This is a genomic window from Arthrobacter citreus, from assembly GCF_038405225.1.
Taxonomy (GTDB): Bacteria; Actinomycetota; Actinomycetes; order Actinomycetales; family Micrococcaceae; genus Arthrobacter_B; species Arthrobacter_B citreus_A.
In genome coordinates this window covers 2,343,720-2,359,309 of the sequence record NZ_CP151657.1, presented here as the reverse complement: position 1 = coordinate 2,359,309, position 15,590 = coordinate 2,343,720, and the positions used below count along the sequence as shown (strand labels likewise).

The 15,590-nt window shown below is 68.1% G+C and carries 12 protein-coding genes; 5 read left to right on the top strand and 7 right to left on the bottom strand.

The features are described 5' to 3' along the window. Window positions 1–41 precede the first annotated feature (41 nt). Window positions 42–1,193, bottom strand: a complete 1,152-nt coding sequence (locus AAE021_RS10875; RefSeq protein ID WP_342022351.1) for a DNA alkylation repair protein — start codon at window positions 1,191–1,193, stop codon at window positions 42–44. Window positions 1,194–1,195: 2 nt separating this feature from the next. Continuing rightward, window positions 1,196–2,029: a tryptophan-rich sensory protein gene (locus tag AAE021_RS10870; protein WP_342022350.1), complete on the bottom strand. Its 834-nt coding sequence runs from the start codon at window positions 2,027–2,029 to the stop codon at window positions 1,196–1,198. A 72-nt stretch (window positions 2,030–2,101) separates the two neighbouring features. On the opposite strand from AAE021_RS10870, the gene AAE021_RS10865 reads away from it, so the two are divergent. Further along, window positions 2,102–3,130: a lipid II:glycine glycyltransferase FemX gene (locus tag AAE021_RS10865; protein WP_342022349.1), complete on the top strand. Its 1,029-nt coding sequence runs from the start codon at window positions 2,102–2,104 to the stop codon at window positions 3,128–3,130. A gap of 61 nt (window positions 3,131–3,191) precedes the next feature. Here AAE021_RS10865 and manA read toward each other — a convergent pair whose 3' ends face one another. Genes manA through AAE021_RS10845 form a run of 4 tightly spaced genes read right to left on the bottom strand, consistent with a single transcriptional unit; the run spans window position 3,192 to window position 7,924 of the window. After that, window positions 3,192–4,544 carry a mannose-6-phosphate isomerase, class I gene (manA, locus tag AAE021_RS10860; RefSeq protein ID WP_342022348.1) on the bottom strand — a complete coding sequence of 451 codons (1,353 nt, stop codon included), beginning with the start codon at window positions 4,542–4,544 and terminating at the stop codon, window positions 3,192–3,194. 52 nt (window positions 4,545–4,596) lie between these two features. Beyond that, window positions 4,597–6,219 carry an LCP family protein gene (locus AAE021_RS10855; protein WP_342022347.1) on the bottom strand — a complete coding sequence of 541 codons (1,623 nt, stop codon included), beginning with the start codon at window positions 6,217–6,219 and terminating at the stop codon, window positions 4,597–4,599. An 8-nt stretch (window positions 6,220–6,227) separates the two neighbouring features. After that, window positions 6,228–6,755 (bottom strand): 5-(carboxyamino)imidazole ribonucleotide mutase, encoded by a 528-nt coding sequence (gene purE, locus AAE021_RS10850; protein ID WP_342022346.1) that lies wholly within the window; start codon window positions 6,753–6,755, stop codon window positions 6,228–6,230. Further along, on the bottom strand, window positions 6,752–7,924 hold the full coding sequence (locus AAE021_RS10845) for a 5-(carboxyamino)imidazole ribonucleotide synthase (RefSeq protein ID WP_342022345.1): 1,173 nt from the start codon (window positions 7,922–7,924) through the stop codon (window positions 6,752–6,754). The genes purE and AAE021_RS10845 overlap by 4 nt, the downstream gene beginning before the upstream one ends. A 185-nt stretch (window positions 7,925–8,109) precedes the next feature. Between AAE021_RS10845 and AAE021_RS10840 the strand changes: the two genes are divergently transcribed. After that, window positions 8,110–8,721 carry a GtrA family protein gene (locus AAE021_RS10840; RefSeq protein ID WP_342022344.1) on the top strand — a complete coding sequence of 204 codons (612 nt, stop codon included), beginning with the start codon at window positions 8,110–8,112 and terminating at the stop codon, window positions 8,719–8,721. Here AAE021_RS10840 and AAE021_RS10835 read toward each other — a convergent pair. Continuing rightward, window positions 8,699–9,460 carry a TIGR03089 family protein gene (locus AAE021_RS10835; RefSeq protein WP_342022343.1) on the bottom strand — a complete coding sequence of 254 codons (762 nt, stop codon included), beginning with the start codon at window positions 9,458–9,460 and terminating at the stop codon, window positions 8,699–8,701. The genes AAE021_RS10840 and AAE021_RS10835 overlap by 23 nt on opposite strands. Before the next feature lie 327 nt (window positions 9,461–9,787). On the opposite strand from AAE021_RS10835, the gene AAE021_RS10830 reads away from it, so the two are divergent. From AAE021_RS10830 to AAE021_RS10820, 3 genes are read left to right on the top strand one after another with little or no spacing between them, the layout of a single operon-like run. Beyond that, entirely contained in the window at window positions 9,788–10,324 is a 537-nt protein-coding gene (locus tag AAE021_RS10830) for a WhiB family transcriptional regulator (RefSeq protein ID WP_342022342.1), read from the top strand. Next, window positions 10,270–13,935: a glycosyltransferase gene (locus AAE021_RS10825; RefSeq protein ID WP_425362477.1), complete on the top strand. Its 3,666-nt coding sequence runs from the start codon at window positions 10,270–10,272 to the stop codon at window positions 13,933–13,935. Before AAE021_RS10830 ends, AAE021_RS10825 begins: the two co-directional genes overlap by 55 nt. Next, window positions 13,935–15,581 (top strand): DUF5719 family protein, encoded by a 1,647-nt coding sequence (locus AAE021_RS10820; RefSeq protein WP_342022341.1) that lies wholly within the window; start codon window positions 13,935–13,937, stop codon window positions 15,579–15,581. Before AAE021_RS10825 ends, AAE021_RS10820 begins: the two co-directional genes overlap by 1 nt. The last annotated feature ends 9 nt before the right edge of the window (window positions 15,582–15,590 follow it).

Genomic DNA, 15,590 nt, shown 5'->3' with positions numbered 1-15,590 from the left:
AAGAGCCCCGGAACCGTTTGATCGGTTCCGGGGCTCTTTTGCTAGGACGCCGGAACCGGCTCCGTCGCTGCTGCCGGCACCGATGCCGGCAGGAGCTCAAAGTCGGCCCGCTCGGACGGCACCCCGTTGACCTGGAGGGTGATGGCGTGCGGGCCGGGGTAGTACCGGCGGGTGGTGATGGGGCGGAAGGAATGCCCGCGCGTCAGCGTGATGGACTGACCGGGGTCAAGGGTTGCCGTGGTGAGCTTGAACGTCTTTGCGGTCTGGGACCCGTTGGCCTTGGAGTGATGGACGATGTAGTCCACGGCCAGCCGCGCCGGTTCGTCTCCGGTGTTTCGGATCGAGGCCGTGAAGCGGACGCTGCCGTCGAAGGGGACCGCGGTGCTGTCCAGACGGGGTCCGGATATTTCCACGGCGGCCGGCGCGAAACCGAGCAGGCTCAGCGCGTCCGGGTTGCCGCGCTTGATCAGGGTGCGCAGGGCGTGGCGGATCAGTGCGGGCGTGTGCGGAGCGGGGTCTGCCAGCCACCGGCGGGCCGTGTTGACCACGAGCTCCGGGTGGTCGCGGCTGAGGTCATTGAGGTGGTTGGCCACGGAGCGCCGCACATAGTCGCTCTCATCCCGGTACAGGGTGTCCAGCAGGGAAACGGTTGCGCCGGGACGGGCCAGGATTCCCGGCACCCGGACTGACCATGGCAGGTACGGGCGGGTGCCTTCCGACGCCAGCCGGCGCACGTGCTCATCGGAGGAGTCCGTCCATGCTGAAATGATGGAGAGGGCCCGGTCCAGGTCGTGGCGCAGGAGCACCCGGACCGCGAATTCGGAGGTGAGCCGCGGGGTGAGTTCGGCCAGCAGGGCCAGGGCGTCGTCGAACGCCGTTGGCTCTGCTCCCGCCTGGTCCGCTTCCACGGCTTTGACGGCGACGGCGGAGGTCACCGGCCAGATCAGCCATCCGGTGAACTCCTCAGAGCCCGCAGCGGCGCGCAGAGCGCGTGCGAGATCCGCGTAGCTGCCCGGCAGATCGGCCAACAGCGCATCGCGCAGGAAATCGGCCCGTTCCCGCAGGGACAGGCCATCAAGACGATTGCCGGCAGCCTGCAGCGCGGGACGCGGGGAACCCGGAACCGCCGTGCTGATCGCGCGGGCCAGTGCCTGCGCGGACGCGGCACCGAGGAGTTCGTCTGCGGAGGGCACTGCTACCCGGCCCGCAGCCGGTTGCGCCCGGTCACCCGGTACACCACGGCGGCCAGGGCGACGACGGCAGCGGCTGCCACTGCGGCGATTGCGGTGCCGTTGGACAGCAGTTCGCCGTTGAGACGCGACACGGCAATCCAGGACAGGCCCCACGCCAGCGCCGCCGCAGGGGCCAGCCGTCCGCGGCCGTAGGCGGCCAGTCCGACACCCAGTGCGGCAACAACGGCCAGGATGGCGACCGACCACACCTCCGGGGCGAGTCCGAAACCGTCGAAGCCGGCGTCGGTCAGCGCGGCAGCGGTATTGGCGCAGGTGGCCACCGAAACCCAGCCCAGATACAGGCCCAGGGTTCCGTCGACGGCGATGGCCTCGATCCAGTTGGCCGCCGGGGTCCGGGCGTAGCGCACAAAACATGCCACCAGTACGGCGAGCAGGAGGACGATGACAAGGACGCTGATCCCCACCCAGCCCGCCTGGACACTCAGGATCCAAGCGGCATTCAGGACCAGGGACGCGGCCACCAGCCAGCCCAGGGAACGCTGGCGCTCGGACGTGCGCTGGGAGGGCAGCCACTGGAAGATGGTGTAGGCGCCGAGTCCGGTGTAGATGACGGACCAGATGGAGAAGGCACCGCTGGCCGGCGCCAGATAGGTGGCGTCCGCGTTCAGGGCTCCGCCCGCGGCCTGGGCGATGGGGGTGCCGCCGAAGACGCCGACGCCGATCATGGAGCCGACAATGCAGACAATGAAGCAAAGGGTGACTGTCAGCTGCCTGGACAGGTCGGATCCCCGGGAGCCGGGGACCGTGGAACGGGTACCAGAGGTTGAAGTAGTCATGGTTTGAGCCTAACAAGTGGCCGGGACCACAGGCGGGCCGGCGGCCCGGCAACCCCCGGTAGGCTGGAAAGCATGACACTGCGCGTTACACCCTGTTCCGATTCCGCCCGCTGGAACGAAGCCGTCAACGGTTTCAACGGACACCCGCAGCAGTTGTGGGGCTGGGGCAAAACCAAGGCCGAGCACAACTGGAGCGTTGACCGCCTGCTGGTGGAGGACGACGGCGGCAAGGTGGTGGGCGCCGCCCAGGTGCTGCTGCGCCGGCTGCCGTTCCCGTTCAAGGCGCTCGCCTACATCCCCCGCGGCCCGCAGTCCGTGCCCGGCCGTGAACTCGAGGTTCTGGGCGCCGTGAGCGACTACGTCAAGAAGACCCACGCGCCCGTGGCCCTGAGCATTGAACCGGACTGGGATGCCGGCGGCGTGATCGCCGCGGGCCTGCCGGGTGCCGGGTTCCGCCCCTCCGCCAACACCATCCTGATCGGCCGCACGCTGATCCTGGACCTGTCCCGGACCGAAGACGAGCTGCTGGCCGAGATGTCCAAAAAGCACCGCCAGTACATCCGCAAGTCCGGCCGCGAGGCGCTGGAGTACCGCCGGGTGAGCCGGGACGAGATTCCCAAGTGCCTGGCGGTGTACAAGCAGACCGCGGAGCGCGCCGGCTTCGGCATCCACGAAGACGGGTACTACCTGGACATCTTCGACAACCTGGGCGATGACTCGCCGGTGTACGCGGCCTTCAGCGGAGACGACGTCGTTGCCTTCCTCTGGCTGTCCACCAGCGGCTACACCGCCTTTGAGCTGTACGGCGGGATGACCGAGGAGGGCGAGCACCTGCGCGCCAACTACGCGCTGAAGTGGCATGCGATTCAGGCCATGAAGGAACGCGGCATCATCCGCTACGACTTCAACGGCCTGCTGAACGACGGCGTGTCCAAGTTCAAGATGGGCTGGGCGAAGCATGAGGACCAGCTCGCCGGCACCTGGGACAAGCCGCTGTCCCCGCTGTACCCGGTGTTCACCACGGCGCTGCCGCTGGCCAAGAACGGGCTGCGGAAGCTGCGCGGAGTGGCTGCTGCCGCGAAGGCGAAGATCCGCCGATAAGGAAGTCCGCCGGGTCCTGCAGGGCCGTCAGGACAGCACTCGCTGCAGGGACAGTGGGGCGCTAAAACGCCGGCAGCGGCTCGGCGGAACCGGCCCCCTCAGCGTCGGCCGAACCGACGGTCACCGCAAAGGCGAGTGCGCCGTCGTCGTGCTGGGCCGAATGCGCGGATAGCTTGGCAATCACCGGGGCCTCAGCGGACGGAATGAACGCGCTTTGGCCGGTTTCGAGCACCAGGTCACCCTTGGGGGAGTCCAGCACCACCGTTCCGCGGACCACAATGACGATCGTGGGCCCGTTCTGCAGCACCGAAACGTCTGAGCCGGACATGGACGCGGCGGGGGAGTAGCCCTCCGCCGTGTCCTGGGCCCGCTGCTCCAGCTCGATCCGCTGCAGCTGAAACTCACCAAACGGAGGACGGTACAGCTCCTGGCCCATCTGCGTATGGACCGGGGACAGCAGCGGCACATCAACGGGCCGGAAATCGACGGTCTTGAGCAGCTCAGCCACATCGATGTGCTTGGGGGTCAGGCCGCCGCGCAGCACGTTGTCCGAGGACGCCATGACCTCAATGCCAAGGCCGCTGAGGTAGGCGTGGACGTTGCCCGCCGGCAGGTACACGGCCTCGCCCGGCTGCAGCGACGCACGGTTCAGCAGCAGGGACAGCAGAACTCCCGGGTCCTCCGGGTAATAGGCGTTCAGGTCCGCGGCGGTGCCCAGTTCCTTCGCGAACGGCTCCAGGTCCTCCGGGGCGGAGCCTGCCAGCGCCCCGGCGGCCACCCGCACCGCTTCCCGCACATCCTCGCCGTCGCTGATCAGCGTGCGGAAGACGCTCTGCAGCCGGTCCGCAGGCTCATGGCCGCTGGACAGCTCGCTGACGGCCCAGGACAGCAGCTCCGGCGTTTCACCGCCGCGTGCCTCGATGGCGCGGATGGCGGCCCGGAAAAGCTCCGCGGCCTCATCCGGCTGCCGGAAACCGCACAGCGCCTCAAAGGGCGTGAGGGCAAAGATCATTTCCGGCTTGTGGTTGTCGTCGCGGTAGTTGCGGTTTGGCGCGGCACGGTCCAGCCCCGCTGCCTCTTCCGCGGCAAACCCTTCCCGCGCCTGCTCGCGGGTGGGATGGACCTGAAGGGACAACGGAGTGCCCGCGGCCAGGACCTTGGCCAGGAACGGAAGGACATTGCCGTACGTTTCGGCGGTTTCCCGGCCCAGCATCTGCTGGGGATCGGCAGTGATCAACTGGTCCAGCGTTTCGGCGTCCGGCACCGGCGGCACCAGGGACGACGGCGCCCCCGGGTGGGCGCCGATCCACAGTTCGGCCTCCGGCTGGCCCGACGGCTCCCTGCCGAACAGTTCAGCCATGGCGGTGAAGGAACCCCAGGCGTAGGGCCGCAGTGTGTTGTCCAGCAGGTACATGGCTCTCTTTTCGAAGGCGTCGGGACGGGTCCGGTGATGCCGGAGTGCCGGGTTATCCGGGGCTGCACTCGCCGTTGTTGCTCAGCAGGGCGCCCAGCGTGGCGTCATCCTGGATTTCGGCCAGATACTGCAGGTATTCCTCGGTGATTTCGGGCTGCTCAGCTTCCGCAGGCTGCTCCGCGGGGCCGGCCTCTGTGCCGATGTCCGTGCTGGTGCCGGCGTCGCCGCCCTCTGCGGGAGCGGGCTGTTCAGCAGCCGGCGCTTCCGCAGGTGCTTCCGCCGGCGCTTCAGGTTCCGCTCCCTGGCCCGAAATCACCTCCGCCACCCGTGAGTGGATCAGGGTGAAATCGGGGTAGGTCACAAAGTTGTCCGCGGCCGTGCCAAAGTCGGGCGGGCCGATGGTCAGCCGGTCCATGGGCTGACCCTTGGCTTTCAGGGCGAGGTCCAGGAAGCTGCCCAGCTGGTGCTGGGGAATGTCCGTCTTCACGATCTGCTCACCGGCCGAAGCGATGGCCTGGAACCGGGTCAGGAGGGTCGCCGGATCCAGCTGGGCCACCATGGCCTGCTGGACGCACTGCTGCCGGGCGATCCGGTGATAGTCGGTGACAAACTCACGGGACCGGGCGTACCAGAGCGCCGTGTAGCCGTCCATTTTCTGGGTGCCGGGGGCAATCCAGCCGTCCGGCGGGTAATGCCGGTTGGTTCCCGGTATTTCGCCGGCGGTGATGGGAACCCAGCCGCCGGCATTGATCGTGATGCCGCCCATGGCGTCGATCAGGGTGGAGAAGCCCTCCATGTCCACGATCACGTAGGCCTGGACTTCCAGGTCCAGGATGCCGGACGCGGCATCCATCATGGCCTCGGCCCCGGGATCGCTGGAGTCCGGATACAGGTCGGGATGGTTCTCCACCACGGTCTGGTACAGGCTGTTCAGGATGCACTCGTCTCCGCAGTTGTACCCGTCCGGGTACACGGCGGCCAGCGGGGAATCATCCGGGAAGGGGGCGTTCTGGAAGTTGCGGGGAAGGCTGAAGGTGATGGACTTGCCGGTTTTGGCATCAACGCTGATGACGGACATGCTGTCCGGGCGCAGGCCCGTGCGGTCCTCGCCGGCGTCGCCGCCCATCAGCAGGAAGTTGTACCGGCCGTCCACCGGGTCGAAGGACGGGCCCGAGGAAAAGATGCTGCCGACGGCGCTGCGGCTGACGTTGAGCATGTACGCACCGTAGGCCAGCCCGCCGCTGGTGCCGATCATGAGGACCGTGAGGAGCCCGGCGACGATGGGCCGCATGCGCCGTTCCAGCAGCGGCGGCCGGATGATGCGCAGCGTGTTCAGGAACAACAGGGCCCAGCCGGCGGCCAGGGCCACCAGGACCACCATGAGGATGAAGGACGCCCAGCCGTTGGTGACGATATTCACCAGCATGATGCGGTTGGTGAAGGCAAGAACCAATGCGGCCAGGACCAGGGCCCACACCGTGAAAGTCACCTGCAGGGCGCGGCGGCCCAGCTTCCGGTTACCGGCAACAACCTGCGCCGAGCCGGGCAGCACGAGTGTGAGCAGCAGCAGGATGAAAGCCCGTTTGTTGCGTGCGGCCGGGGACGCCGACTGGGGGTTGCGCACCGGATCGGTGAGCATGCCCGCGCCGTCGTTGTATTCGGTCCTCTGGTCCATGGCCGGTCCTAGTCGCTGACGGTGACGGACGTGCGCAGCTTCGCGCCCTTTGCCAGCGCGCTCTGGCGCAGTCCGGACGCAAACTCGATCAGCTGCTGCTGCAGTTTGGCGGCCAGCGGGTCGGTGCCTGAAGCGAGCATCCGCACGGCGAGCAGTCCTGCGTTGCGTGCTCCGCCTATGGACACGGTGGCCACGGGCACGCCGGCTGGCATCTGCACGATCGACAGCAGGGAGTCCATGCCGTCCAGGTACTTCAGCGGCACCGGAACACCGATCACCGGAAGCGGTGTCACGGCAGCCAGCATGCCCGGCAGGTGGGCTGCGCCGCCGGCTCCGGCAATGATCACCCGCAGTCCGCGGCGGTGTGCCTGCTGACCGTACTCAATCATTTCGGTGGGCATCCGGTGAGCGGATACGACGTCGGCCTCGTACGGGATGTTGAATTCGGCCAGGGCCGCCGCGGCCGCGTCCATGACGGGCCAATCAGAGTCTGAGCCCATGACTAGTCCTACCAGTGGCGTATCGCGGCTGCTCATGAGTTCTCCTTCTGGGAATCGCGGCCGTCGCGGAGGATGGCAGCGGCGTGTTCAGCGCTCCGCCGCGCCTCCGGGAGGTCCGCTGCGCTGCGGCCCACCACGTTGACGTGCCCGATTTTCCGGCCCGGCCGGACCGATTTACCGTAGTTGTGAATTTTGGCAGCCGGCTCGGCAGCCAGTGCCTGAGCATAGCCGCTGAAGAGATCAGTGTTTGCACCGCCCAGATAGTTCTTCATGACGACGACGCCGCCAAGGACATCCGTGGCGCCCAGGGGAAGGTCAAGGACGGCCCGCAGATGCTGCTCGAACTGGCCGGTGACGGAGCCGTCCATGGTCCAGTGCCCGGAGTTGTGCGGGCGCATGGCCAGCTCGTTGATCAGGAAGCCCGGTCCACGCCCGGGTGTTTCAAAGAGCTCCACGGCCATGACCCCGGTGACGCCCAGTTCAGCGGCCAGCCGCAGGGCCGCATCCTGCGCCGCGGCCGCCACCTCCGGGTCCAGTCCCTGCGCCGGGGCAATGACTTCGTCGCAGACGCCGTTCACCTGGATGGAGTGGACCACGGGCCAGGGGACGGCGCTGCCGTTGGGTGTCCGGGCCACCAGGGCTGACAGCTCGCGGGTGAACGGAACCTTCTCCTCGACCAGCAGCGGTTCTCCGGTGAACCAGTCCTCCGCGCCGGCCGCTTCCCCGGCGTCGTTGATGATCCGGACGCCTTTGCCGTCATAACCGCCGCGCGGGGTTTTGAGGACAACGGGCCATCCGGCGGACGTGCCAAACTCAACCAATTCTGTGATTCCCGACACTGCCGCCCACCGCGGGTTGGGAAGGCCAAGCCGGTCCACCGCGGCCCGCATGACGAGCTTGTCCTGGGCATGGATCAACGCCTCGGGGGACGGCTGCACATTCACCCCGGACGCTGTCAGGGAGCGCAGGTGCGATCCCGGAACGTGTTCATGGTCAAAGGTCAGGACGTCGACCCCGCCGGCAAAGGCGGCAAGGGTTTCAAGGTCGGTGTAGTCCCCGACGGTGGCGGAGGCAACGGCTGGAACGGCCGAAACGTCAGGGCCTTCGGCCAGCACACGAAGTTCAAAACCGAGGGCCACTGCTGCGGGGGCCATCATCCGGGCCAGCTGGCCACCGCCGACGACGCCAATTATAGGTAAGCTCACGACATTAGGTTACCGAAAAGGGGCCGCAAACCCGTTTTCCGGAGCCACTTCCGGGCCCGGGCCTCAGACAACTCCCATCAACCGGGGGTAATATTGTGCCCTTACCGTCCGCCTTTCCAGCGCGGCGGGTACTGTGTCCAGCTTCGGCATTCCGGCCGGCGGCGCACCAACGGCCTCGGAGGATCATGTTTTCATCACTGTCTGCGCGCATTAGAGGGCTGGCCTCGCTGTTTTGGCGGGAAGTCGCGAAGTTCGGCACCGTTGGGGCTTTCGCCTTTGTGGTGGACAACGGATTGTGGTGGATTCTTTTCCACGGGCCGCTGGAAGGCAGCGCCACCAAGGCTCGAGTCATCAGCGCCCTGGCCGCCACACTCTTCTCCTGGCTGGCCAACCGCTTCTGGACTTTCCGCCGCCGCCGCCAGGCCAACGTCACCCGTGAGGTGGTGCTCTTCTTCGTCATCAACGGCGTGGGCATTGTCATTTCCAGCGGGTTCACGTGGGTTGCGCAGTATCCCATGGGCATCACCGACGCCAAGTGGCTTGGATTTGCCGGGGTTGTCGGCATCGGCGTCGCGACCATTCTGCGGTTCTTTGCCTACCGGTTCTGGGTCTTCAACAAGGAACTGGATGACGAGCCGGGCTACGAGGGAGACTACGAACTCCTGGACGAAAAGGCTGGAAAGCCGGGGGCTGCCCAGCGATCCGGCAGCGGGGAGGCAGTCAAAACCACCCCGCCCGTTCCCGGGGTGAACCGGTCCAGCCTTGAAGCGGAGCCTACGCCTCCAGCTGGGCAGTAATCTTTTCGGCGGCGAGCAGCCGGGGGGTTATTTCCACTTCCGGCACCGCCAGCACCACCGTTCCACCGGCCGCCCAGGTGCGCAGCGACGCCGTCAGCACTGCCGGCAGGCCGGCTGCGGCAGGAACCAGCAGTGTCTGCCGCGCTCCGCTGCCGGCGGCTTCCGCCAGCTGCCCGTAGGTGAGGCTGGGGCCCGCCGTGATGTGCAGTGCCGTGTAATGATCCCCGGCCTCGTCCCCGGCCACATAGGTGTCCGCGTAACTGCGCACTTCGGCAGCGTAATCCACTGCGGCAGCCGGAAGGCTTCCGGCCCAGCGGAGTTCCAGGGCTCCCGGAGCCACGGCAACCACGGTCCCGTCGGCGGTGTCCAGCACCTCCTGTGAGGCAGTCACTGTGACATCGGGTGCCGCCGCGCTGTCCTCCGCTGCATCGCCCACCCGCGCTGCATCACCCATCAGTGCTGCATCACCCACCAGCACGGTGCAGCCGGTCTGCCACGCGGCCAGCGCCCACACCAGGGTTTTCCAGTGCGGCGGAAGATCAAGGCGCAGGCGAATGCCTGGCTCGGCGTCGAGCTCGTCCACCAGAAGGTTTGACGTTTTAGCCACCCAGTTATCCAGCACCTTCCCGGACAGTTCAATCCGCTCCGATCCCGGCCCGTACCAAATCAGGGCGGGGGATGTTGCCTGCCGGGTGCGCAGAGTGGACAGTATGGTGGGAACGGAAATCCTGGCGGACATCTCGGGTCTCTTTCCTGTAGAGGGGCGCCGCGGCCGGCGCCGGTGGCAGGGACGCAGCGGATATGTCCCCGGTGGAAAATAAAACCCCCGGGGCGCAACTGCGACGCGCCGGTCACGCGGGCCGAAATCCGGGCGTGGCGTGCCCGGGATCTGACGTCTTGACTCTATAGGATGCCGAAACAGCTTGACGGCATCGTATTACACGCGTGTAATTAGGTATCGGATTTGTTCCAGCAATCCACCACCAAGATGCATTCCAAGCAGGCTGATTGTGCCTGGCAGGGCTCAAAGATCCGCTGCAGGGACAAAAACACCGGGAGGTCTTCCATGGGGCAGGCAGAATACACGCACGATCGGTCCATCGCCGCGCAGGCATCGGCCAGCTACGGCTCACGCGGCGTGCCCGTGGACTGGTACGTGGATCCGGCTGACCCCGGGGCTGCGGAACGCTACCGCCGGGATGCCGCTGAGCTGGAGGACCAGGCCACCGCGTTCCTGGCCGCCCACGAAGCCCTCGCTCCGGACACCGAGGACGAGGAGCTCCTCCTCGATCCGCCCGTGGCTTTGTTCCCGGTCCCTGCGGAGAAGGACGCCCGGCCCGTGTGGATCGGCCTGCCCGGGTTCAGCGAAGACTACGACGACGGAGAGCTGGGCTGGCAGTCGGACGCACTGTGCGCCCAGACGGATCCCGAGGCCTTCTTCCCGGAGAAGGGCGGTTCCACCCGCGACGCCAAGAAAGTCTGCGCCGCCTGCAACGTTCGCTCCCAGTGCCTGGAGTACGCCCTCGCAAATGATGAGCGGTTCGGCATCTGGGGCGGACTCTCGGAGCGCGAACGCCGCCGGCTTCGGAAGCAGGCAGTCTAATTCCTTCGCACGTTCGCGTTTGTGCCGTTGTTGTTGCCCACAACGGCGCACAGTACCTTCCCGAAACACTGACATCCCTGGCCGGACAAACCCGGCCGGCTGACCTGTGCGTTGGCGTAGACGCCGGCTCCACGGATAACTCCGCCGCGCTGTTGCGGCAAACCCTGCCTCCGGGCAGCCCGGTGGTGAGCGCACCCCCCAAGACCGGATTCGGCGCCGCCGTCCGGGCGGGCCTGGCCGGGCTGGCCGAATCCGAGCCTTCCGATGAAACCGTGGACTGGCTGTGGCTGCTCCATGATGACTCCGCCCCCGCGCCGCAGGCGCTGCAGGAACTGCTGCTCGCCGTTGAGCGCGCGCCCTCGGTGACCATCGCCGGCACCAAGCAGGTTGATTGGGAGAACCCGCGGCTGCTCGTCGACGTCGGCGTGTCCATCAGCAGATGGGCCGAACGGGTAACGCTGATTGATGCCGATGAACTGGACCAGGGCCAGTACGACGCCCGCAGCGACATTTTTGCCGTGAATTCCGCCGGCATGCTCGTGCGCCGGGACGTGTGGGAAGCCCTGGGCGGATTTGATCCGGCGCTGCCCGGCACCGGTGACGACGTTGACCTGTGCTGGCGCAACCGGCTTGCCGGACACCGCGTTGTCGTGGTCCCGGCGGCCAAGGTACGCCATGCCGGCAGCAGGCCCAACACCGCTGCCTCCGCCCGTGCCTCCCGCCGGGCCGAAATTTTCCTGCGGCTCAAACATGCTCCGCTGTGGCAGGTGCCGTTCCTCATGGCCGGCGCCGTCCTGGGCGGATTTGGCCGGTTCTTCCTGGGCATGCTGGCCAAGGATCCCGCGTACGCACTGGCCTCGCTCACCGCGAGCATCGGCGGCGTGCTGCGCCCGGTGGATTTGTATCGTTCCCGCCGTGCCGCTGCCGCCACCCGGGTCCGTCCGCGCAGCGCCGTTCATGCCCTGCGCACCGGTCACCGGGAGGTGCGGGAACACCGCCGCTCCCTGTTCGAAGCCGAACCCCTTGATGCCTCCGCCTCCGGGTACGGGCTAACCCCGGCGGGGACCACGCGGCTGCCCGGATCCGGCGCAGATGCCGGTTCCCTCGAGCCCAGCGGAGACTCCAACGACGACTTCGCGTCCCTGGCCACCCCCTCCCGTGCGTGGGTTGGTGTTGGCGCCGTCGCTGCGCTGCTGCTGCTCCTGGCCGCTTCGCTGATCGCCCTGCACCGCTTTATCGGCGCACCGGCACTGGCCGGCGGCGCGCTGCTGCCTCTGTCCGGCCGGCTCGGGGAAATCTGGGCCAACGCTTCATCCTGGTGGATTGAGCTTGGCTCCGGCTACCCGGGCCACGGAGATCCGTTTGACTACGTCCTGTGGCTGCTGGGGACGGCCGGCCTGGGCAACACCAACACCGCCGTTGTAGCCCTGATGCTCACGGCCATGCCGCTGGCCGGACTCAGCGCATGGTTTGCCTCGGGCGCCCTGACCAGACACCGCGGACTGCGTTTTTGGGCCGCCATGTTCTGGGGCGCCGCGCCGGCGCTGCAGGTGGCGCTGGGGGAGGGCCGCCTCGGCGCGCTGACAGCACATATTCTGCTGCCCCTGTTCTTCCTGGCCGCGCTGCGTGCCGTGGGAGCAGGAGCGCCTGCCGCTGCGGCGGCGCGATCCGGGGAACGGCAGCCGTCCCCTGCCGGAATCGTCCTGTTCCCGGGCACCGGCGGGGTTCCCAGCTGGGCAGCCGCCGCAGCGGCAGGCCTGCTGCTGGCTGTCCTCACGGCATCGGCGCCCACGCTGTTTGTCCTGGCCGCGGCTGCGGTGCTGCTGCTGTCCCTGCGGCTGCGCCGGCGCGCCAGGACCCTGTGGTGGTCGCTGCTGCCGTCCGCCGTTTTACTGCTGCCCATGGCGCTCTCCACTCTGGGACGCCCGCGTGCCATGGCCGCCGATCCAGGGGTACCCCTGGCCTTTGACCCGGCTGCGCTGTGGCAGCAAATCCTGGGTTTCCCCGCTGCCTTCGACTTGGCCTCTCCGCTGCCCATGGCAGAGTTCCTGCCCGCCGGGCCCTGGCCGCTGGTGCTGGCCCTGCTGGTTGGAGCTCCCGTTGTGGCGCTTTCCGCTGCCGCGCTGTTCGGCGGCCCCCGGGCCGCCCTGGCCCGCCTTGCGTGGGTCCTGAGCATCCTGGCCCTGGTACTGAGTTGGCTTTCGACCTTTGTCGCGACCGGCGCCACCGCAGACGCGCTCGTTACCCCGTTCCCGGGCCCGCTGGTTTCGGCCGCCGTGTTCCTGCAGCTGAGTGCCGCCCTGCTCACCGGTGACGCCCTCCTGGCCCGCCGCGGCACCACGCGGCGTTCCGCCGTCAGCGGCACCACCGAAACGGCTCCCTCCGGACGTGGCATCTCCGGACGGACCGTTCGTCCGGCCGCCGTTCTGCTGGGCGTGCTCCTGGCCCTCGGCCCCGCGGCGAGCCTTGCACTGTGGAGCATTCCGCTGGCCGCCGGCTCCGCAACCGCCGACGGTGCCGGCGGCGTTATCGGCTCACGCTTCCTCGTTGAACCGGCGGCCGAGCTCACGCTTCCCGCCACCGCAGCGGATAAGGGCGGGAGTGACGAGCGCACCCGGACGCTGCTGCTGCGCACGGATGCGAACGACGACGTCACAGCAGCCCTGATGCGCAACGGCGGCACAACTATGGACAGCATGTCCGCCATCTATGCGGCCCGTGCCATCACCGGACCGGTCAACGGCGAGGAACTCGCTGGTGATGACGATGCCGCGTCCGACCTGCGCCGCGCGGTTGCCGTCATCACCGCCGGAACCGGCGTGGACCCGCGCGGTGAACTCGCGCGCCTCGGCGTTGCCTACATTGTCCTGCAGCAGTCGGACACCTCGGCGGAACTCCTGGCCGGCAAAATGGACTCGGTTCCCGGGTTGACGCCGGTGGGACAGACAGGCTCCGGCTGGCTGTGGCGGGTTGCCGGGCAGGCTGAGGCGCAGGGCACCGAAGGCCTGCAGGAACATTCCGGCAGGGCACGGATTGTGGCGGCCGACGGGACAACGGAAACCGTGGTTCCTTCCGGGCGCACCAACGTCGAGACAACCATCCCCGACGGCGGAGAAGGACGGCTGCTGGTGCTGGCCGAACGCTCGGATCCCGGATGGCGCGCAAGCCTTAACGGTGCACCCCTGACCGCAACCGCGGACGGCTGGGCACAGGCCTTCGAGCTGCCGGCGGCAGGCGGAGAGCTGGAGATCAGTTATGACACCCTGTGGGAACCATGGGTGGGGGCCCTGCAGGTGCTCGTGATTGCCCTGACCGTGCTGCTGGCAGTGCCGACACGGAGCCGCGCCGGCGCCGTGCGGCTGCCGGGCAGGCAGGGGCCGCTGCGCGAAGAAGCTGCGGGAATCCCCGCAACCGCTCCCGCAGTGGAAGACACCTCCACCCGCACGGCCGAACCTGCCAGGTCTGGCGCTCCCGTAGCGGCACGGCAGGCCGCAGGATCAGGGTCACCGGCCGGAACCGGAACAAACGCGGACTCCAACGCCGCCGCGGACAGGCACAATGACAGAGTGAACGCCTCCGGAGAATCCGGCGCGACGGAAGGAATGCGCTGATGAGCCGCAAGGATTCCGGCAGCAAAAAAACGGACGCCACCACGGACCTGCCGCCGGCTTCGGGCCGGGCGGAAACCAGGTCCCGCCGGAAGCGGCGCCGGCAGCGGGCAGCAACAGCTGCTGCCGGGGTGCTGGTGCTTGCCGCGGCCGCCGCCGTGGTGGCCGGATCCCAGGTAGTGGAGCCCGGTGCTGCCGGAAGGACTGTGGACGTGGCAGCTGCCGAGGTTCCCGCCGGACCGCTGACCGCGGTGTGCCCGGAACCGTTGCGGCTGTTGTCCGGCGACGTGGCCGGGACGGACCCGCAGTTCAGTCCCGTGTCGGCGTCGGCCCGGACATCGCTGAGCGCCGCGGTGCTCAGCGGGGCCGGCCATCCGGTGCCCGGGTCCGCGCTGCTCCAGGCTGACGGCACCACTGTCCTCAAAACGATCGCCGATAAGGCGTCGGATGCCGCACCCCTTGCCGGTGTCCGCAGCGCCGGAGTTATCAGTCAGCAGGACGTCTCCGATGTCAGCGTGCTGAGCGCCGAACCCACTGGCACCCAGCAGGCCACGGCCAACGGAGTTGTTACTTTCGCCGCCGGGGACGGGGATCTTTCCGGGCTCGCGGCCGCAAACTGCCAGGCCCCCGGCAACGACATGTGGATCACCGGTGTGCGCACCACGGTGGGCGCCACCGCTGTGCTGCGGCTGACCAATTCATCCGAAAGCGCGGCCACCGTCGACTTGGAAATCTTCGGGTCCAAGGGACGCGTTGAAGGCGGCGGCAGCCGGGGGCTGCTGGTTCCCCCGGGGGAAACCAAGTCCCTCGTGATGGCCGGGCTGGCCGCGAACGAACCGGCCGCCGCGGTTCACGTGCGCAGCTCCGGCGGGCCGGTCACCGCCCTGGTGCAGCAGAGCATTCTGCGCGGCCTCACACCCGGCGGGGTGGAACTTCTCCAGCCCACGGCTGCGGCCTCGCCGCAACAGGTGATCAGCGGTGTGCGCATCCAGGATCCGGCCGCTACCAAGAAGGTGGCGGCGCAGCGTGGATTCGAGTTTGCAGCTCCGGCCCTCCAGGTGGCCGTTCCCGGCAGCACCAACGCTGTGGTGTCCGTTCGGGTGCTCGGCACCAAGGGCGAGCTGGCCATTGACGGCGGCGGAGTCTTTACCGTTCCCGCGGGCAGTGTGGGCCAGCTGCCCCTGACCGACCTGCCCGAGGGCACGTACACAGTGGAGGTCACCGCTGACGTTTCGGTGCTGGCCGGTGTTGTCTCCAGCCGCGGAAGCGAGGTTGACGCGCCGGTTGACATCGCCGTCGCGCCGTCGGGGGAGCGGCTGGGCAGCGAACACCTGGCCGTGCTGCCGAACGCAACCTCAGTGCTCAGTTTTTCCGCTCCGACCGGTGACGCGGAAGTTCGCCTGACCGGGATTGGCAGCGACGGCGCGCTGCAGGAAGAGCAGGTGGTGGCAGTGGCGGCCGGCACAACGGTAAACGTGTCCGCCACCCGCGTGGGATCGGACCTCGCAGCGGTGCTGGTCAGCACCACCGGGGAAGCGGTTTACGGCGCCCAGGTGGTCACGTCCAACGACGGCCCTGGGGTTTCGGTGCTGCCGCTGCCCAAGGGCAGCATCGGCGGGTTGAGCGTGCCGGTGGGCCTGGGTTACTAGCCGCTTCGC